This is a genomic window from Holophaga foetida DSM 6591 (genome assembly GCF_000242615.2).
Taxonomy (GTDB): Bacteria; Acidobacteriota; Holophagae; order Holophagales; family Holophagaceae; genus Holophaga; species Holophaga foetida.
In genome coordinates, this window is the sequence record NZ_KI912268.1 from 2890531 (window position 1) to 2909332 (window position 18802).

Annotated in this window: 18 protein-coding genes; 15 read left to right on the forward strand and 3 right to left on the reverse strand. The window is 66.3% G+C overall.

Annotation, left to right across the window (positions count from 1 at the left end):
• Positions 1–74: 74 nt before the first annotated feature.
• From HOLFODRAFT_RS0212935 to HOLFODRAFT_RS0212965, 7 genes are all read left to right on the forward strand, one after another.
• Complete coding sequence (locus HOLFODRAFT_RS0212935) at positions 75–1169, forward strand: radical SAM protein (RefSeq protein ID WP_005035987.1); 1095 nt, start codon at positions 75–77, stop codon at positions 1167–1169.
• Entirely contained in the window at positions 1166–1492 is a 327-nt protein-coding gene (locus HOLFODRAFT_RS0212940; protein WP_005035988.1) for a hypothetical protein, read from the forward strand. The genes HOLFODRAFT_RS0212935 and HOLFODRAFT_RS0212940 overlap by 4 nt, the downstream gene beginning before the upstream one ends.
• Before the next feature lie 350 nt (positions 1493–1842).
• Positions 1843–2016: a DUF3606 domain-containing protein gene (locus HOLFODRAFT_RS24565; protein WP_005035989.1), complete on the forward strand. Its 174-nt coding sequence runs from the start codon at positions 1843–1845 to the stop codon at positions 2014–2016.
• 152 nt (positions 2017–2168) lie between these two features.
• Positions 2169–2741: a flavodoxin family protein gene (locus HOLFODRAFT_RS0212950; protein WP_026939304.1), complete on the forward strand. Its 573-nt coding sequence runs from the start codon at positions 2169–2171 to the stop codon at positions 2739–2741.
• Positions 2742–2756: 15 nt separating this feature from the next.
• Positions 2757–3389, forward strand: coding sequence for a TetR/AcrR family transcriptional regulator (locus HOLFODRAFT_RS0212955; RefSeq protein WP_005035991.1), 633 nt, complete (start codon positions 2757–2759; stop codon positions 3387–3389).
• A gap of 14 nt (positions 3390–3403) precedes the next feature.
• The gene (locus tag HOLFODRAFT_RS0212960) at positions 3404–4792 is read left to right on the forward strand and encodes an NAD(P)H-dependent oxidoreductase (protein ID WP_005035993.1); all 1389 of its coding nucleotides are present in this window, start codon (positions 3404–3406) and stop codon (positions 4790–4792) included.
• A gap of 66 nt (positions 4793–4858) precedes the next feature.
• On the forward strand, positions 4859–5305 hold the full coding sequence (locus HOLFODRAFT_RS0212965; RefSeq protein ID WP_005035994.1) for an ankyrin repeat domain-containing protein: 447 nt from the start codon (positions 4859–4861) through the stop codon (positions 5303–5305).
• A gap of 216 nt (positions 5306–5521) precedes the next feature.
• Here the strand turns inward: HOLFODRAFT_RS0212965 and HOLFODRAFT_RS0212970 are convergent, their stop codons facing one another.
• Together HOLFODRAFT_RS0212970 and HOLFODRAFT_RS0212975 are read right to left on the reverse strand one after the other, a co-directional pair.
• Positions 5522–6763 carry a DUF2062 domain-containing protein gene (locus tag HOLFODRAFT_RS0212970; protein WP_005035995.1) on the reverse strand — a complete coding sequence of 414 codons (1242 nt, stop codon included), beginning with the start codon at positions 6761–6763 and terminating at the stop codon, positions 5522–5524.
• A gap of 1 nt (position 6764) precedes the next feature.
• Positions 6765–8225: a polysaccharide deacetylase family protein gene (locus HOLFODRAFT_RS0212975; protein ID WP_005035997.1), complete on the reverse strand. Its 1461-nt coding sequence runs from the start codon at positions 8223–8225 to the stop codon at positions 6765–6767.
• 155 nt (positions 8226–8380) lie between these two features.
• Between HOLFODRAFT_RS0212975 and HOLFODRAFT_RS0212980 the strand changes: the two genes are divergently transcribed.
• Genes HOLFODRAFT_RS0212980 through HOLFODRAFT_RS0213015 form a run of 8 tightly spaced genes read left to right on the forward strand, consistent with a single transcriptional unit; the run spans position 8381 to position 18117 of the window.
• On the forward strand, positions 8381–9805 hold the full coding sequence (locus HOLFODRAFT_RS0212980) for a lipid biosynthesis B12-binding/radical SAM protein (protein WP_211237962.1): 1425 nt from the start codon (positions 8381–8383) through the stop codon (positions 9803–9805).
• Positions 9799–11247, forward strand: a complete 1449-nt coding sequence (locus HOLFODRAFT_RS0212985) for a B12-binding domain-containing radical SAM protein (protein WP_005036000.1) — start codon at positions 9799–9801, stop codon at positions 11245–11247. The genes HOLFODRAFT_RS0212980 and HOLFODRAFT_RS0212985 overlap by 7 nt, the downstream gene beginning before the upstream one ends.
• Positions 11244–12161: an LpxL/LpxP family acyltransferase gene (locus tag HOLFODRAFT_RS21190; RefSeq protein WP_005036002.1), complete on the forward strand. Its 918-nt coding sequence runs from the start codon at positions 11244–11246 to the stop codon at positions 12159–12161. Before HOLFODRAFT_RS0212985 ends, HOLFODRAFT_RS21190 begins: the two co-directional genes overlap by 4 nt.
• A gap of 1 nt (position 12162) precedes the next feature.
• Positions 12163–12417, forward strand: a complete 255-nt coding sequence (locus tag HOLFODRAFT_RS0212995; protein WP_005036004.1) for a phosphopantetheine-binding protein — start codon at positions 12163–12165, stop codon at positions 12415–12417.
• Positions 12414–13580 (forward strand): beta-ketoacyl-[acyl-carrier-protein] synthase family protein, encoded by a 1167-nt coding sequence (locus HOLFODRAFT_RS0213000; RefSeq protein ID WP_005036005.1) that lies wholly within the window; start codon positions 12414–12416, stop codon positions 13578–13580. The genes HOLFODRAFT_RS0212995 and HOLFODRAFT_RS0213000 overlap by 4 nt, the downstream gene beginning before the upstream one ends.
• Positions 13577–14458 (forward strand): beta-ketoacyl synthase chain length factor, encoded by an 882-nt coding sequence (locus HOLFODRAFT_RS21195; RefSeq protein WP_005036006.1) that lies wholly within the window; start codon positions 13577–13579, stop codon positions 14456–14458. Before HOLFODRAFT_RS0213000 ends, HOLFODRAFT_RS21195 begins: the two co-directional genes overlap by 4 nt.
• Positions 14455–17196 (forward strand): DEAD/DEAH box helicase, encoded by a 2742-nt coding sequence (locus tag HOLFODRAFT_RS0213010; protein ID WP_005036007.1) that lies wholly within the window; start codon positions 14455–14457, stop codon positions 17194–17196. The genes HOLFODRAFT_RS21195 and HOLFODRAFT_RS0213010 overlap by 4 nt, the downstream gene beginning before the upstream one ends.
• Before the next feature lie 3 nt (positions 17197–17199).
• On the forward strand, positions 17200–18117 hold the full coding sequence (locus tag HOLFODRAFT_RS0213015; RefSeq protein WP_005036008.1) for an SWIM zinc finger family protein: 918 nt from the start codon (positions 17200–17202) through the stop codon (positions 18115–18117).
• 43 nt (positions 18118–18160) lie between these two features.
• Here HOLFODRAFT_RS0213015 and HOLFODRAFT_RS23300 read toward each other — a convergent pair whose 3' ends face one another.
• Positions 18161–18775 carry a YajG family lipoprotein gene (locus HOLFODRAFT_RS23300; protein WP_005036009.1) on the reverse strand — a complete coding sequence of 205 codons (615 nt, stop codon included), beginning with the start codon at positions 18773–18775 and terminating at the stop codon, positions 18161–18163.
• Positions 18776–18802 lie beyond the last annotated feature (27 nt).

Genomic DNA, 18802 nt, shown 5'->3' on the forward strand with positions numbered 1-18802 from the left:
TGTCCTACTCGCAACCATCAATCGTTGCTATCCTTCTTTATGCCCCGCGCTATCCGTATGAACCGGTTTTTTCCATGAAGGCCGCCCTCTTCCTGAGCGGATCCTGCAATCTTGCCTGCAGCTACTGCTACGCCTCGCAATGCCCAAAGGCCCCGATCGGGCCGGACACCCTGCACCAGAGCCTGGCCTTCCTGAAGGCCCGTGCCCAGGGCACCCTGGCCCTCACCCTCATTGGCGGAGAGCCCTTGCTCTTCCCGGATCTGGTCCGGGAGATCGTGCGGGTGTGCCGCAGCTGGGACACCCCACGGACCCATATCGCCATCACCACCAATGGCACCCACCTGAGCGAAGCTCTCCTGGACCACTTCCAGGCGGAAGACGTCGAGGTCTACCTCAGTCTCGACGGAGACCAGGAAGCCCACGACACTCACCGGAAGACCCCCCAGGGCCAGGGTTCCTACGCCGAGGTGCTCCGCTGGGTGCCGAAGCTCCTGGCACACCACCCGAAGGCCCAGGTCAGCTCTGTGATCACACCCCAGACCGCCGGGAGGCTCGCCGATTCCGTGGCATCCCTGCTGAGCCTGGGTTTCCGGGACCTCTCCATGGGACTGGACTATGCAGGAGCATGGTCCTTGGAGTCCCTGGATATCCTTGAGGCCCAGTACCATCAGGTGGCCGAGCATTACATCCGGGACCATCGGGCGGGCCAGGCCTATCACCTCTCCTTCCTGGACGACCACATCCTCACCTGGACCTCCGGGGGCACCGCCCGGTCGGCCTGCTGCGATCTGGGGGACCAGATCCTGGCCATCGGCCCCAGCGGGCGGCTCTATCCTTGCTTGCAGTTCGTGGGCGCCGACGATGGGCAACAGGCCATCGGTGATGTCTGGAGGGGGCTGGATCCCAAGGCTCGATGCCGGGTCCTCTGCCAGGCCAAGCCTCAATTGCCCTGTGGGGACTGCACCCTGAAATTGCGCTGTTTCCGCTGGTGCGGATGCACCAACTGGCGAGCCACGGGCAACCTTCACCAGCCCCCAGCCATTCTTTGTGAGCACGAGCGGCGGATCATCCCCTTGGCGGACCGGGTGGCTGAAAGGCTCTATGCAGAGCGCAACCCCAGCTTCATACAGAAATTCTACGCCCCAGTGGCCGGAAGGGAGGACGCATGACCCCCAAGCCCACACTCCAGGCCCATCAGGCGCCTGTGGAGCCCGGATACCCCCAGATGGCTGCCGGGCTGGCCCTGGCGGCGGCCCTCCTGGGCTGCCCTCTGGCCGCAGAGCAAGCCCAGGAGAAGGCCAAGACCCCCAAAGCCCAGTCCGCCCCCAGGAAGCCCAGCCGCCTCAGGGGCAAGCCGCAGGCTCCCCGCAGTCCCGGCCCGCCTCCCGCGCAGCCTCCCACCCCTGGGAACCCCGGGCAGGAAAAGGAGCCCAAGCCGGAGCCGCCCATGGCCGGTGTCCCCATGCGCCCCAAGACCCCTCCTGCGAAGTAGGCTCCCATGGCCACCCCTCTGGAAGTCCGAGCCTGCCTGACTCCCAATTCCCCTCCCTCCAGTCCCGGCAACAGGAGATCCAAAACTGGATCATGGCATCCAGGTTTGAACCCGCGTGCTTCCGCCACGAGGCTGTCCCCGGTTGGGCCTGGGTGACCGTGCGGGTCACCCCAGCGACTCCCACTCCGCCCCTACCTCGGCCACTGGGGTCTGCCTCGCCTGATCGACGACTCTTGGGCCACTAAACGTTTCATGGGGTTGGTCCGCTCAAACTGTGAGCCCGGGAACACTTCGGGGGAAGGGCGCATCCAAGGCCATATCCACAAAGCAGTGTGCACTTTGGAGCGCTCATGACCACCGAAGACCTTCGCAGCATCACCAACTGGGCCAAGGAACTGGGCCTGCCCGAGAAGAAGCTCAAGGAGGCCGTCAAGGCCGCCGACCTTCAGCCGGACTCCAAGCGGGGCATCTGCTGCTTCTACTCGCGCGCCAAGATCGAGGGTCTCGCGAAGACCCTCAAGTAGCCGAATTCGTCAGTCGGCTGCTGGCCCTGACCATCGGTGCGCACCCGCAGCATTCCCGGAAAGATTGCGTCGTTCCTTGTGGAGCGTATACTTACGGTATACTTCAACCACTATGGGTATAACCCTGGTGGCTGTTTCGCAGGGAGGAACGGGTGAAGGTATTGGTGCTCAACGGAAGTCCAAGGGCAGGGGGTATGGTCGCCAAGCTCCTCGGGGCTGTAGTGGAAGACCTTAGAGCCGATATTCAGTGGGTCGATGTGCCCACACTGAATATGAAATTCTGCACGGGCTGCATGGCTTGCCGGGGAAAGGGAACCTGCATCCTGCCTGAAGACGACGCCCACCTTCTGGCCGCCAGAATCCGGGAGGCCGACGCTCTGGTTGTCGGCACCCCTACCTGCTGGGGGAACATGAGTGGGCCTTTGAAGGTGCTTTTCGACCGAACGGTTCCGGTATTCATGGGGGAGAGCCTCAGGGGGATCCCGATCCCGAGACAGAAGGGGAAGCGGGCCTTGATCATCACGGCGTGCACCACGCCCTGGCCCTTCAACATCATCTTCCCGCAGAGCCGAGGTGCCATCCGGGCCATCAAAGAGGTTCTTCGCACCGCTGGCTATAGCACCCTTGCTTCCATCACCCGACCGGGCTCTAGGACCTCGGATGCCATCCCCCATGCCCTCCTCAAAAAAGCCAAGGCTGCTGGCCTGAAATTGATACCAGCCTGAAGCTCGGAGACCGCGTTGGATAAAAACCTCAAGACCCAGGAACGCGAAGGCCGCCGGAACCACATTCTGGTGGCGGCCCGGGAACGCTTTGCTGAGCTGGGCTTTGCGGGCGCCACCATGGACCAGGTGGCCAAGGCCTCCGGCTTCACCAAGCGGACGGTGTACGGCTACTTCGCCTCCAAGGAGGAGCTCTGGTGCGGGGTCATGGCCCAGGCCCTGGAGGGCCTCGCGGACTGTTTCCATGGAGCCACCCAGGGCTGCGGAAGCGGATTCGAAGAGATCGCCGGCATGGGCCTCGCCTTCGAGCGTTTTGCCCAGGAGCACCCTGCCAGCTTCCGGGTCCTGGCGGAAGGCCGGGCGCTGGTGGGGTGCATGGCCGCCGAGACCCGGGGCTTCCAGGAGATGGGAGAGGCCCATCGGCGCATGCACGGGGCGATGACAGAGGCGATCCGCCGAGGGATTGCTGACGGCAGCCTGCGCCCCGACCTGGATCCCGAGCTGGTGGCCGCCCTCCTGGCCACGTACTCCAGCGCCGTGATGGGGGCGGTGAGGCAGGCCCAGGGAGACTCCGGCATCAAGCTATTCGACCCCGCGACCTTCATGGCCCAGTCTCTGGAGTTCGTCGGACACGCCTTGCGGCGGAACTGAGGAAAGGAGCCATCGTGAAGATCCTCGTACTGGGCGGAAGCCCCAAGGGAGAGGCCAGCATCACCCTCCGCTACACCCGTTTCCTGGGCATGAGGTTTCCGGAGCACCGCTTCGAGGAAGTCTATGTGGCCGCCAGCGTTCGCAGCCTGGAGAAGAACCTTGGCGAACTGATCGCCAAGGTCCGGGAAGCAGATCTGGTGGTCTTCGCCTTCCCTCTGTACGTCTGCCTGGTTCACGCCGCCTACAAGCGCTTCTTTGAACTGGTGGAGGAGCGTGCCCTGAGCTCAGCCTTCGCGGGCAAGCCCGCCCTGCTCCTGGCCACCTCCATCCACTGGCACGACCATACGGCCCTGGAATATGTGCGTGGCATGGCCGAGGACTGGGGCATGGGGGTGTGCGGCGTCTATTCCGCCGGCATGGACGATCTTGTGAAGGCCTCGGAACGGAACCGCCTGGAGGCCTTCGGGCGCCTGGCCTTCCGGCGGGCCGCCAGCGGAGAACTCCCCCGCCGTGAGACCGCGCCGCGCCCCGATTGGGACTACGTCTATGCTCCCCAGGCCGGACCAGCCCGGGTGGATCCCCGGGGGCTGAGGGCCCTGATTGTCACGGACGGTGCCCCCGGAAGCGGGATCCGCGCCATGGCGGAACGCTTCGGGGAGCTGTTCGGCGGCGACTCCGAACTGGTGGATCTCAACGCCCTCCCCATGAAGGGGGGCTGCCAGGGCTGCATCCAATGCGGATTGGACAATCGCTGTACCTACGGGGACAGCGATGGAGTCCAGGCCGTCTACCGGGAAAAGCTGCGCCGGGCCGATATCGTGGTGTGGGCCTACGGCATCCGGGACCGCTACTGGTCCGCCCGGGCCAAGACCTTCATCGACCGCCGCTTCCTGGACACCCACCAGCCCAACGCCGTGGGCAAGCAGGTGGTCTATCTCGTGTCCGGCCCGCTGTCAGCGCACGCCAACCTGCGGCAGATCATTTCCACCATGGAGGAGTTCAGCGGGGGGAATCTGGCCGCGCTAGTGACGGACGAGCCCCGGGACACGGCGGCCATCGACCGGGCCATCCGTGGGGCGGCGGAGTGCGCGGTGGAATGCCACCAGGTCGGCTACCAGGCCCCCCGGACCTTCGCCGGTGTCGGGGGCGCCAAGGTCTTCAGGGACGAGATCTGGGGCAAGCTGCGCTTCCCCTTCGTGGCGGATCACCGCTACTACAAGGCCCACCACTTCTATGATTTCCCCCAGAAGGAATGGGGGGCGCGACTGAAGACCACCCTCCTGAGGGCCCTGGTCCACATCCCAGCCATCCGCCGCGCCATCCTGGTGGATATGAAACGTCACATGGTCCGGCCTCTGGATCGAGTGCTGGAATCCATACGGACCTCACCGGGAACCCCATAAATTACGATTTGGCCCCCCGGGGCACTCCGTTTTATGGTGTGACAGACCCTTTTCCATGGAGTTCCCATGTGTCTGCTCCGCCCGCTTGCAATCGGCCTGCTCCTCTCCTGCGGCTTCGGCGTGCAGGCCGGGGACAATCTCTCCACCGCTTCCGCGGATGGTGATCTCGTCAAGATGCAGGCTTGCGTGGATGCCGGGGAAAAGGCCACGGACGTGGACCGCTGGGGATGGACGGCCCTCCACTGGGCGGTCTACAACAACCACCTCCGGGCTGCCGAATGGCTGCTGGAAAGGGGGGCTGCGCTCAACGTCAAGAGTGTGCAGAAGTTCGGAGCCTGTCCGGTTGGCGCGACACCCTTGATCCTTGCGGCCTACTACGGGCAGCCAAGGCTGGTGGAACTGTTCGTCAAGCAGGGGGCCGACCGCGGGGTACAGGACAGCAAGGGGATGACCGCCATGGATTACGCACGGGAGTTCGGGTGGAACGAGTGCGTTGAGCTACTCAAGAATTAGGGGCCGTAGATGAAAAGGACATGAGCTGGGGGCAAAGCACCTCTGCGGGCTGTCATTGTCCGCTGACTGCTTTATCCTGTCCATTCGTGCACATCCTGTTGAAAATCTTTGAACAGAATAGGCAGGATAAAATAGGATTTTAATAAATTAAAAATAGTCATGTAACATGTTGTATGTCATTACTTGGAAGTAAGGCCGCTTCGATATTGCCCCTTCCTATCTCCGCCACGCCTTCACGATGAAATAGGCCGGTACCGCCAATACCAGCCCCAGGACCGGTCCCACGACCAGGGACCCCAGCGCCCAGTCCAGGATGCGGAGGTGGATCTCGTTCAGGAGTGCCTGGGGTGAGAAGTCCGTCAGCCACCTCCCATGCCTCATGAAATAGCCCACCTCCACACAAAGGAAGGGGACGAATGGGGCGACGCAGACATTGCTGGCGGCGACCCCCGCCAGCTTGTTGAGGTGCAGGCGGTGGTGGACGTAGAGGATGAGGGCGATGCCGAAGGGGATGATGGGCAGGGCCCCGATGAAGACCCCCAGGCCGATGGCGGTGGCCAGCTCCATGGGCGAGGCGTGTTCCGTGGCCAGTCGCCGCAGCAGGGTCATGGGGTGGCGCAGGGTTTCCCAGAGGGCCACTTCGGGCTTCGGCTCCCGCAGCTTCCGCGCAGGCCAGCCCAGGAGCGAGCGCGTGATCAGGAAGCTGTGCAGGCCCGTGAGCCGGAGGTTGTCCTTGAACATCCGGAAGTGGGTGATGCGGTCCCGGTAGCTCACCGAGATGGGCGCCTCCAGGACCGGCAGGCCCGCCCAGGCCCCCCGCACCAGGGCTTCGATCTCGAAGGTATAGCGCCGGGTGAGGAAGCGGGTGTTCCGGAGGAGGGCCACCGGATAGAGGCGGTAGCCGCTCTGGGTGTCCCGGAGTTTCAGGCCGCACTCCAGGTGGACCCAGAAGTTGGAGAAGGCGCGGCCGAAGCGGCTGGACCCGGGCACCTCGGGTCCCTCCATGGCCCGGATTCCCAGGACGAGGCAGGGCCAGTCCGAGGCCGTGGCCACCAGCCGGTGGGCTTCGCGAGGATCGTGCTGGCCATCGGCGTCCAGGGTCAGGATGGCCTCGAAGCCTAACTCCTCGGCGATCCCAGCGGCGGCCAGCAGCGCGGCGCCCTTGCCCTGGTTGGGCTCCAGCCGATGGCTGCGCACATCCAGGCCCCGCAGGGTCTCCAGCGGAGCGTCCGTGCTGCCGTCATCCACCACCAGCACGGGGAAACCCTCACCCAGCGCAGCTTCCACCACACCCCGCAGCGTGCGGGCGTGGTTGTAGACCGGGATGACCAGGAGGACTGAGGGCTCGATAGGGTCTTCTTTTCTCCCCGTGCATCCCCGTCCATCCCCGGCCAACGGCCTTTCAGCCGGGGATGGACGGGGATGCACGGAGATATTGCCGCTGGAAAACTCCGTCATTTCAATCCCTGCCAGCTTCCCCGGCGTCCGGCCACCGCGCCTCCACCTCCAGGAGCATGCCTCCCGAGATGAAGCAGCGCAGGAGGTGTCCCCTGATCGAGACCACCTCGAAGCCCGCCGCCTCCAGCATCCGGGTCATCTCACGGCGGCTCCGGGCCCGGAGCCACAGGCCCTGGCGCAGGGCGTTGCCGATCTGGGTGAAGAAGCGGAAGAGGGAGCGGCGGGCAGTGAGGAGGTAGATCCTGCCCCCGGGGGCCATCTGGGGCCCCAGGCGCTTGATGAGGGCCGGGAGATCCTGCATATACTCCAGGGCCGAGAAGGCGCAGACGAGATCGAAGGGCCCTTGGAGGGGGGTCTCTTCCACATTGGCCGCCAGGGTGCTGATGTTGTGGACATCGGCTGTCCGGGTCTTGGCCTCCAGCAGGTTCAGCATATTGCGGGATATGTCCACCGCCAGTACCTCCCGCGACTTCGCGGCGATGGGCAGGGTGAAGATGCCGGTGCCCGCCCCGATCTCCAGCACCCGCTCCCGACCGCTGAGCAGGGCTGGGAGCCGGGCCTCGAAGAGGGCCTGTTCGGTGCGGCGGGCCAGGGAAACCCCGGTCTCGAACTGCTCGTGGTCGTAGGTGGCCGCCAGGTCGTCATAGAAGGTCTCGGCGGCGGTGCCGCTCACGACGTCCCGCTTCATGATCTGCCGCCCCACCAGGGTGGACACGGGGACAACTTCCAGTCCCCTGGCCTTCAGTCCCCCAAGGATGGCCGTGAACTCCTGCAGGAGGTATTCGATCCCACCCTCGGGCGGGCGCACATCGTGGAGCAGGATCAGATCCCCCGGGCGCACCTTGGCCAGCACGCGCTCCTTCAGGTCGCGGATCCGCCGGTTCCCCATGTCTCCGGCCCGGCAGCTGAAGTTGAGGCAGAACATCCCCTCCTCGATGAGGATGCGCCAGAGCGCTGGGCTGGTGACCCCCACCGGGGGACGGAAGGCCACGGGCAGGATCCCGAAGGTCTTGAGGATCTCCTGGCCCTTGGTGATCTCCTGACGCAGGGTCTTGCGACCCTTCAGCATGAGGAAGGGGAAGTGATGCCAGGAGTGGTTTCCCACCTCGTGGCCCCGGCGCAGGATCTCCTTCACCAGCTCCGGGTGGGCCTGCGCCTTCTCCCCGATCAGGAAGAAGGCGGCCTTGACGCCGTAGTGGTCCAGCAGGTCCAGGACCCTGGGGGTCACCTCGGGATCCGGGCCGTCATCGAAGCTGAGGCCCACCCTGGGCTGCTTCCGGGAACCCCGGCTCAGGATGGGGAGAAAGAAGCCGAAGCGGGGGAAGAGGGGCGCAAAGGCGCAGAGCAGCACGTACAGCCCCAGGGGCAGGGCCGCCCAAGGGGGGGAGATGAAGAGCAGGAGGATGACGAGCTTGAAGACACCCAGCGCGACGAGGTGGGCGATGGAGAGTGGAAGGATCATCCCGGGATGATGAAGGCGAGGGGAATGGCTTGTCAAACTAGGATGCAGGGCCAGTAGGCCGCTATGCTGAGAGGCATCGGAGCTGACGTGAAATGTATCTATGGACGTGATGCCTGGGCTTGGCCCAGGCATCACGTGGGGGAGCACGAGGGGGGATGGAGAGTGAGCCTTGCGAACGGGCGGTCCCCCTTCGTTCCGGTCAGAGGGCTGGCCTTGTGAGCAGGGTCTGGCTGCTCTCTACCAACTTGGCGACAGAGCCCTATCCCGTCTATCCCCTGGGAATGGCCTGCGTGGCCTCGGCGCTCCATGCTGCGGGACACCACGTGGAGCAGTTCGATCTCCTGGCGGTCGGGGCGGACCGGGCCCGCCTGAGGGAAGCTCTCGTGGCCTTCGCCCCGGATTTCGTGGGTCTGTCCATGCGCAACCTGGACAACTGCGACTCCCTGACGCCCACCCACTACCCTGAACTGGTGCGCGACATGGTGGCCCTGGTGAAGGCCTGCACCCAGGCCCCGGTTGTCCTCGGAGGGGCGGCCTTCTCCCTGATGCCCGAGGAACTCCTCGACTTCACCGGGGCGGACTACGGTGTGGTGGGAGAGGGAGAGGTCCAGATGGTGGAGCTCCTGACTGACCTGGTGGCAGGAAGGCCCGGGGAACGCATCCGGCGCCGGGTGGGCCCTGGACGGATGGCCTCCCCCCTCTTCGCCCCAGATCTGGTGCGCTTCTACACGGAGCGTTCGGGCCTGGTGAACCTCCAGACCAAGCGGGGCTGCCCCTTCGCGTGCGCCTACTGCAGCTACCCGGCCCTGGAGGGCCGGGAATACCGCTTCCGGGATCCCCGGGAGGTGGGGGAGGACCTGGAGCGGCTCCAGAAGGAGCATGACGCTCCCCAGGTCTTCTTCACGGACAGCGTCTTCAATGATCGGGAGGGCCACTACCTCCAGGTGGTGGAGGAGATCCTGCGGCGGGAGCTCCGGATCGCCTGGTCCTGCTACATCCGCCCCCAGGGGCTCGGTCGCCCGGAGGTGGCCTTGATGAAGCGGGCGGGGCTCTTCGCCGCTGAGTTGGGAACCGACGCCAGCACGGACCTGACCCTGGCGGCCCTGAACAAGGGCTTCACCTTCGACGAGGTGGTGGCGGTGAACGAGGCCTTCGTGGGGGAGCGGCTGCCCTGCGCCCACTTCGTCATGTTCGGGGGCCCCGGGGAGACCGAGGCCACGGTGAGGGAGGGCCTGGCCAATCTGGAGAAGCTCCGCCATACCGTCGTCTTCGCCTATTCCGGGATCTGCATCTTCCCGGGCACCGCCATCCGCCGCCGGGCCCTGGAGGAGGGGCTGGTGGGGTCGGAGCACAGCCCCCAGAATCCCTGCTACTACCAGTCCCCCCGCCTGGATGCCGCTACCATGAATGCCATGCTCGAGGCAGGCTTCCGCGGCAAGCGGGACCGCGTCTTCCCGCCGGAGAAGTCCCGGCAGCAGATGGTGATCCTCCAGCGCATGGGCTACAAGGGCATCCTCTGGCCCACCCTCATTCGCTATGACCGCCCCCGAAAAGACGCTTTGACGGAATCCCCATGCTGAATCCCCGCAAGATCCTACTGGTGCACCCCCTGGGGTACAGCGCCGAGGCCGCAAACCGCGATGTCTCCCGGCTGGCCAACCTCATGCCCCCCCTGGGGATCGCCAGCTTGGCCGCCTACCTGGAACAGCGGGGGATCGCCGCCACCCTGATCGACTGCTTCGCCCGGCCCGACTCCGACAGCCTCATTGCCGAGTTCCTGCGCACGGAACAGCCCGCCTTCATCGGCTTCAGCTGCACCACCTCGAGCTTCCTGGACGGCGTTCGGCTGGCGAAGCTGGCCAGGACGGTCCTGCCCGGTGTGCGCACGGTCTTTGGCGGTCCCCATGTCTCGGCCCTCAAGGGACGGATCCTGGAGGACTACGACGCCGTGGACTTCGTGGTGGTGGGCGAGGGCGAGGAGACCATCCACGAACTGATGGCCTGCGGCGGCGAGGGGGCCGAGGCGGTCCAGGGGCTCATCCTGCGGCAGAAGGATGCCCTTCCCCTCTTCACCGGCTACCGCCCCAAGGGCCTGGAGTTGGACAGCCTGCCCTTTCCCGCCTACGACAAGCTGGAGGGCTTCCCCGGGGCCTACAAGCTCCCGATCTTCAACTACCCCTCCACCCCCAACACCAGCTGCATCTCCAGCCGGGGCTGCCCCTACGCCTGCTCCTACTGCGACCGCTCGGTTTTCGGGCGCAGCTTCCGCTACAACTCGGCGGAGTACCTCTACGAGCACATGCGCTTCCTGCGCACCCGCTTCGGCATCCGCCACATCAACTTCTACGACGACCAGTTCACCTTCCACCGGGGCCGGGTCGAGGCCCTCTGCGACCGCCTCCTGAAGGAGCCCCTGGGCATGTCCTTCAACTGCGCCGTGCGGGCCGAGCATATCGACGAGACCCTGGTGCGCCACATGAAGAAGGCGGGCTGCTGGATGATGAGCCTGGGCATCGAGTCCGGGGACCAGGAGCTGCTCTCGCACCACCGCCAGAACCCGGACCTGGACATGCTCGCCGGGCGCATCCGCATGATCAAGGCCGCGGGGATCCGCACCAAGGGGCTCCTCATGATCGGTCTGCCCGGGGAGACCGAGCAGAGCATCCGGCGCAGCATGGACTACGTCTTCTCCCTGCCCATCGACGACTTCAATCTGGCCAAGTTCACGCCCTTCCCGGGCTCGCCGCTCTACGAGACCATCCACGAGGAGGGCGAGTTCGAGGAGGACTGGGCGAAGATGGACTGCATGCACTTCCAGTTCGTCACCAAGGGCATGACCCGGGAGCGCCTGGAGCAGCTCTTCCGGGACTTCTACGAGGGGCACTTCCGGCGCCCCAAGGTGCTGTGGGGCTACGTCACTATGCTCTGGAAGTCGCCGGACAGCTGGCTCCGCTTCCTGGGGGGCCTCAGGGGCTTCCTGGCCTTCACCCGCAGGACGGAGCGGATCCAGGAGAGCTCATGAAGGCCCCAGCCTGGACAGGCCGGAGCCTGGGGGCCGCATGGCAGCACCGCTTCTTCTATGGTCTGATCCGGCACCTGGGGCGGAGGCCCGCCTACTGGATGGCCGATCTGGTGAGCCTCTACTACGTCCTGGCCAAGCCCTCGGTGCGGGCCAAGTGCCGTCCCTACCTCTCCCATCGCTTCGGGCATGCCCGCCCGGTGGACGCCTGGCGTCTCAGCAGGGAGCTGGCCCGGGTGCTGGTGGATCGGGCGGCGGTGGGGATTCTGGGGCCGGGGGCCCTGGAGACCGCCTTCTCGGGGCGGGAGACCCTCAACGGCATCCTGGCCGAAGGGAAGGGGCTCATCCTGGTGACGGCCCATGTGGGGGCCTGGCAGCTGGGCATGGCAAACCTGAAGATCGTGGAGGCCCCGGTCACGGTGGTCATGCACCGGAACCCCGGGGATGTGGATCGCCAGTACTTCGAGCACGGCGAAGGCCCCGCCCCTTTCCGGGTGCTGGATCCCGACACCTTCCTGGGGGGCTCCCTGGAGATGCTGCAGATCCTCCAGCGGGGGGAGGTGCTCTGCGTCATGGGGGATCGGGTCCTGGGGGACACCAGCCCCACGGTGGAGGCGGACTTCCTGGGGGCCCCCGTGGAGCTGCCCTACGGCCCCTTCAAGCTGGCTTCCCTCACGGGGGCGCCCATCGTCGTGGCCTTCCCCTACAAACCGGGCATGAACCGGTACGAACTGCGGGTGGCCGATGTCATCCGGGTTCCCCCTGGCCTGGGCCGACGCAGCGGGAACTTCCGCCCGTACGTCCAGGTCTTTGCCGCGTCCCTGGAGGCATTCACCCGGGACTTCCCTTATCATTTCTTCAACTTCTTCGATATGTGGGCCCCGACGCCTGAACGAAGAGATCGTGCCGGAGCCTGAGATGGAAACCACGGAAGCCCTGAAGCGCCTGATCAAGACCGAACTCAATCTGGAGGATCTGGAACTCGAAGCCTTCGAGGACGACATGCCCCTCTTTGTGGAGGGGGTAGGCCTGGACTCCCTGGATGCTGTGGAGCTGGTGATCCTGGTCCAGAAGCACTTCGGGGTGGAGATCAAGGACATGCAGGAGAGCCGGGCCGCCTTCGCCTCGGTGCGCGCCCTGGCGGAGTACATCGACCGGAACCGGGCTGCATGAAGGCCGCGGTCTCGGGCCTGGGCTGCCTCTGCGCCGCCGGAGGCACGCTGCCGGATTGCATGGAGGGCCTGCGCTCCGGTCTGCGGCATCCGGTGCCCCCGGTGCGCATCCACACCAGCCACGCCGTGCCCTACCCGGTTTTCGAGGTGCCAGACTTCGGCCATCCCCCCGAGCTCCTGCGCACCAGCGCCCTTCTCCTGGCGGCGGCGCGGGAGGCCCTGGGGGATGCTGGAATAAATGAATCGATAATAAGTATATGCAGGATTGGCGTCTGCGTGGGCACCACCGTGGGCTGCGCTCTCAGCGACGAGCCCTTCTGTAAGGCCTTCAGGAACGGTGAGGATCCGGATCTCGCCCCCCTGGAGCGGGTCTTCCGGAACAACCCGGCGGCGGTGCTGGCCAGGACCTTCGGATTGAAGGGCCCCTGCCAGGTGGTCGTGAACGCGTGCTCCTCCGGCACCGATGCCATCGGGCTCGGGGCCTCCTGGATCGAGGCTGGGCTCTGCGACATCGTGCTGGCGGGGGGGACGGATGAACTGAGCCGCATCACCCTCAACGGCTTCATCGCCCTCAAGATCGTGGACCCCGAGCCCTGCCGTCCCTTCGACCGGGACCGCAAGGGCCTCAATCTGGGCGAAGGCGCGGCGGTGCTGGTTCTGGAATCCGAGGAGAGCCTCCGGCGCCGGGGCGGCCGAGCGCGGGCGCGGGTCCTGGGCTACAGCGCAGCCTGCGATGCCCACCACCAGACCGCCCCCCACCCCGAGGGGGCCGGGCTGCGCCGGGCCATCCAGGATGCCCTTGGCCGGGCCGGTGTGGCCGGGGCGGAACTGGCCTTCGTGAATGCCCACGGCACCGGCACGCCGGACAACGATCGGGTGGAGGGGCGCGTCCTGGCGGATCTCCTGCCCGGGGTGCCCTACTTCTCCACCAAGGGGCATACGGGGCACACCCTGGGGGCCGCCGGGGCCGTCGAGGCGGCCTTCACCGTGGCCTCCCTGGAGGCCGGGTGGATCCCCGGCAGCGCGGGCTTCGCCATGCCGGACCCGGAGATCGGCAGCAGTCCTTCTGAAGCGGTGCAGGCCGTGAAGGGGCGGGCCGCCCTTTCCACCTCCCTGGCCTTCGGCGGGAATAACGCCGCCCTGGTGTTCGGAGCGCCCTCATGAGTGTCTGGATCCATGGCATCGGCGTGGTGGGGGGCTTCGGCTGCGGCCGGGTTGCCCTGGAGGTCGCCCTCGCCGCCGGGGCAGTGGCGCCCCGGAGCCTTGCCGTGCCCACGGGCCAGGGGATGGTGGAGCTCCCCGCCTACCGGGCGGATACCGCTCCCCTGGACAACTACGTTCCCAAGCGCGCCCTGCGCCGGGTGGACGGCTTCGCCCGCATGGCTCTCCTGGGGGCCTGCCTGGCCCTGGAGGATGGGGGGCAGACTCCCGGTGGGCTGCAGGGCACAGGCCTCATCCTGGCCAGCGGCCAGGGGGCCACGGGATCGACCCTGGGCCTCCTGGACAGCTTCTTCGAGTCGGGGGATGCCTGCGCCTCCCCCATCCACTTCGCCAACTCCCTCCACAACGCCGCCGCCGCCCACCTCGCCATCCTCCTGGGGGCCGATGGCCCCTGCGTCACCCTCTCCCAGGGGCGCCTCTCGGTGCTCGCCGCCCTCTTCACCGCCAAGCTCTGGCTGGAGGAGGGCCGGGCGACCCAGGTGCTGGTGGGCTGCGTGGAGGAGCTCTCCGAGGTCATGGGCTACGCCTGGCTCAAGAATCACGGAACCTCTCTGGTGCCCGGTGAGGGCGCCGCCTTCTTCCTGCTGACCAGGGCCCCGGAGGGGGCTCGGGCGGAACTCTGCCAGGTTGAGCTTGGCTTGGTAGAGGAATCGACCCTGCCCACCGGAGGGAGCTTCCCCCAGGTCTACGGCCATGGGCCTGCGGCGATCGGCTTCGATGTGGCGGCCGCAAGCATCCTTCTGGGCACCCAGGGGCATGGGGGGATCAGGCTCCTGGTGGAGGAGCCGGGTGAAGGCTGCGGATCTGTGAGCTTCCGATGAGCCTCTGGCTTAGCCCCCGAGGGCACCTGCACCCTGGGGCTCCGGAGGAGGGGCTGGATGCATCCCTGGCTGCGAGTCTGCATGGCGACTTCGAGGTGGGGAGCGGTGCCGGGCTCTTCCTCCTGGGGGCCCGGGAGATCGGATCGCTGCTGCCCCCGGTGCTCGCCTATTGGCGGGACTTCGGGGCCCGCTACGTGGCCGCCCTCTGTCTGCGGCCCGAGGGTGAGGAGGCGCCTCCCAGGCTTGCGCCACCGGAGGATCTCCCCTCCATCCTGCTTACCGCGCCCCCCATGCCCGGGGGCGAGTACCTCTCCGTCGAGGTGCTGGCCGCCCTCTGGGGGGAGATGGATCGGGCCTTCCATGCCCTCCACTCCGCCTCCCGGACCTCTCTCCAGGACTTCCTGAAGTCCCTCAATCCCGCCTGGAACCGGGTGGGGCGCGTGAACTTCAACCTTGCCGAGAACCGCAAGGATGAGGACCACCCCTTCGCCTTTCTGGCCACCTATACCGGGCAGTTTTCAAGCACGGGCAAGGTTCAGCACCTTCCCCTGGGGCAGGCCCTCCGGGATTACGCCGGAGCCTCGAACAAGGATCGACTCCTTTCCCTGCTGGTGCCCGTGCAGCGGGCGGCGGAGCGGTGCCCCTGGCTGAAGCGGATGGTGGATGGGGGCGAGATCTTCCATCCCCTGCGCTGGACTCCGGCCCAGGCCTTCCGGTTCCTGGGGGATGTGCCGCACCTGGAGCACGCCGGGGTGGTGGTGCGGATGCCTGCGACCTGGAAGGCGGGGCGACCCTCGCGGCCCCAGGTCAGCGCCAGTGTGGGTACCAAGGCCCCCTCCGCCTTCGGATTGGCGGCGATGCTGGACTTCAGCCTGGCCCTCAGCCTGGATGGCGAGGAACTCACCGAAACCGAGGTCCAGGAGCTCCTGAAGGCCACCCAGGGCCTGGCCTTGATCCGGGGGCAGTGGGTGGAGGTGGACCCCGAACGTCTGGAACGCACCATGGCCCGATTCCAAGAGGCCCAGTGTCTGGCCGTCAAGGGCGGTCTGAGCTTCGCGGAGGCCATGCGGATGCTGTCGGGGGCGGCCATTGGCAAGGCCGAGGCCATGGAGGAGGCCGCCGACTGGTCCCGGATCACCGCCGGCCCCTGGCTGGAGGAGCTCCTGAAGGGCCTTCGCTCCCCGGAAAGCCTGGCGGCCATCGACCCCGGCCCAGCCTTGAAGGGCACCCTCCGCCCCTACCAGCAGGCGGGCCTGCGCTGGCTTCACCTCCTTTCCAGCCTGGGCCTGGGGGCCTGCCTGGCGGACGACATGGGGCTGGGGAAGACCATCCAGATCATCGCCCTGCTGCTCAGCCTCAAACAGCGCGGTCCCAGCCTCCTGGTGGCCCCGGCCTCCCTCCTGGCCAACTGGGCTTCGGAGCTGGAACGCTTCGCGCCGAGCCTCGCGGTGCGGATCATCCACCCGTCAGTTCTGAACGAAGGGGACCGCCCGCTCGCAAAGCTCACTCTGCGTCCCCCTCGTGCTCCCCACGGGGTGTCCGGGCCAAGCCCGACGACCCCGTCTGCCCTCAGCGCCACCCCCTTGAAGAATCGTCCCGAGGATCTGGAGAGCCTGGATCTCGTCATCACCAGCTACGGAACCCTGCTGCGGATTCCCTGGATGTCGGAAACCGCATGGAACTTGGCCATCCTGGATGAAGCTCAGGCCATCAAGAACCCCGGAGCCAAGCAGACCCGGGCCGTGAAGCAGCTCCGGGCCCGCGCCCGCATCGCCCTCACGGGAACCCCTGTGGAGAACCGTCTCGGGGATCTCTGGTCCATCTTCGACTTCATCAATCCGGGCCTCCTGGGCCACGCCAAGGCCTTCACCGCCTATTCGAAGGATCTGGCCAGGCGCCAGACCTATGCACCCCTGCGGAATCTGGTGCGCCCGTACATCCTGCGCCGTCTCAAAACCGACAAGTCCGTGATCTCCGATCTTCCCGACAAGACCGAACTCAAGGCCTACTGCGGCCTGAGCCGCTCCCAGGCGGCCCTCTACCAGCAGGCCGTAACGGAGATGGTCCAGCGTCTGGAGAGCGCCGAGGGTATGGAGCGGCGCGGCCTGGTGCTGGCCTACCTCATGCGCTTCAAGCAGATCTGCAACCACAGTGCCCAGTGGGTCGGGGGGCAGGCCTGGGATGAGAAAGGCAGCGGCAAGTTCGCCCGCCTGCGGGAGCTCTGCGAGGAGATCGCCGAGCGCCAGGAGAAGGTGCTGGTCTTCACCCAGTTCAAGGAGGCCACGGAACCCCTGGCCGCCTTCCTGGCGGGGGTTTTCGGGCGGAAGGGGCTGGTGCTCCACGGCGAGACCGAGGTGAAGAAGCGCAAGGATCTGGTGGCACGCTTCCAGGAGGACGAGACCGTGCCCTTCTTCGTCCTCTCCATCAAGGCCGGGGGCTCAGGGCTGAACCTCACGGCGGCCTCCCACGTCATCCACTTCGACCGATGGTGGAACCCCTCGGTGGAGAACCAGGCCACGGACCGCGCCTTCCGCATCGGCCAGACCCGCAATGTCCTGGTCCACAAGTTCATCTGTCGGGGCACCGTGGAGGAGAAGATCGACGCCCTCATCGAGTCCAAGCGTCAGCTCAGCCAGGAGCTCCTGGAGGGCGGTGCCGAGCTGAACCTCACGGAGATGCGGGATGATGAACTCCTGCGCCTTGTATCCCTCGACCTCAACGCCGCCCTGGAGGGCTGAACCATGTCCTATGGATATCCCCCATACGTGCCCGTGGCCGAACGTCGCGCCAAGGCCCAGCGCCAGATGGAGAGGCTGGCCAAGAAGGGGCAGGTGATCTCCCCCGTGAGGATCGAGGGGCGCAGCATCGCCTCGACCTTCTGGGGCAAGGCCTGGTGCGAGAACCTGGAACGGTACAGTGACTACTCGAACCGTCTGCCCCGGGGGCGGACCTATGTGCGGAACGGTTCCGTTGTGGACCTCCAGATCCTGCGGGGGAAGATCGAGGCCCGGGTCAGCGGCTCTTCCATCTACCGGGTGGCCATCACCATCGATCCCCTGCCCCAAGCCCGGTGGCAGAAGCTCTGCGAGGACTGCTCCGGCGCCATCGATTCCCTGGTGGAACTGCTCCAGGGGCGCTTCTCCAAGGGGGTCATGGAGCGGGTCTGCGAGGAGGGCAAGGGACTCTTCCCCTCCCCGGCCGAGATCGAACTCTCCTGTTCCTGCCCCGATTGGGCGGACATGTGCAAGCACGTGGCGGCAACGCTCTACGGCGTCGGTGCCCGCCTGGACGAGAAGCCCGAGTTGCTCTTTCTGCTCAGGGGGGTGGACCCCGCAGAACTCCTGGCCCACGCCGCCAGCGATATGCCCCTGGGGGCACCCGCCCCCAGTGATCTGGTGCTGGAAGGGGATGATCTGGCGGAGCTCTTCGGGCTGGAGATGGCGGAGGCCGTACCCAGCGCGAAACCCAAGGCCCAGGCCCGGAAGAAGCCCGGGCCCAGGGCGAAGGCGGCGGCTTCTGTCGAAGCCAAGGCGGTGCCGAAAAGGGCCGTGAAGAAGCCCAAAACCGCATCGGATTCCCCGAGAAAGGCCGCCCCGGTCAAGAAAGCCCCCGGCACCAAGGCGAAGCCCAGAGCCAAGCGGAGTGGCGTCATCGGGTGAACACCTTCGAGGGCTTCACCCAATGAGCTGGTGGGGTTGAGCCCTACTGGATCGCCTCCAGGAAGCTCTTCTCCCGGGTGATCTTGCGGATGACTTCGGCGTGGATGAGGGGGACGTTCTTCTGGAGGGCTCCCTTGGCTCCTGTCCAGAAGCTGCCGCTGATGGCGCGGTCCTCTTTGAGGGTGTTTTCGAAGAGTTGCGCACCGGTGCCATCCAGGACCCGGACCTTGATCTCGTACCTGAAGGCGCCATTGATCATGCCATCGACATCGTAATCCAGGATCTCCACCTTCACGGTCTTGGGGCCCTGGGGTTCATGGGCTTTGAAGCCCATGGCCTCCAGGTCGGCCATCAGGCCCACGCGGAAGAGCTGATCGAGGGGGACATCCCCCTCCGTGGTCACGTCCCAGGGATTACCGAAACCGCCGCGCAGCCGCCCCAGGTAGGCCGGGGATTTCTCTCTGTTCTTCACATGGGGGCGGAGGTCCGCAACGGCCACGGTCAAGGGCTGGGCCTGGCCAGGAGTGAAGGTGGTGTCCGGGGTGTAGGTCAGGTCGATCTTCTGGCCTACGACACAGCCGAAGGAGCCGGTGAGGATGAGCAGGGCGCCCAGCGCCGCAATCCAGGTCCTGCTCCGTTTCGCACGTAATTTGGACATGGGTCTCTCCGATCAGATGCCAGGCCC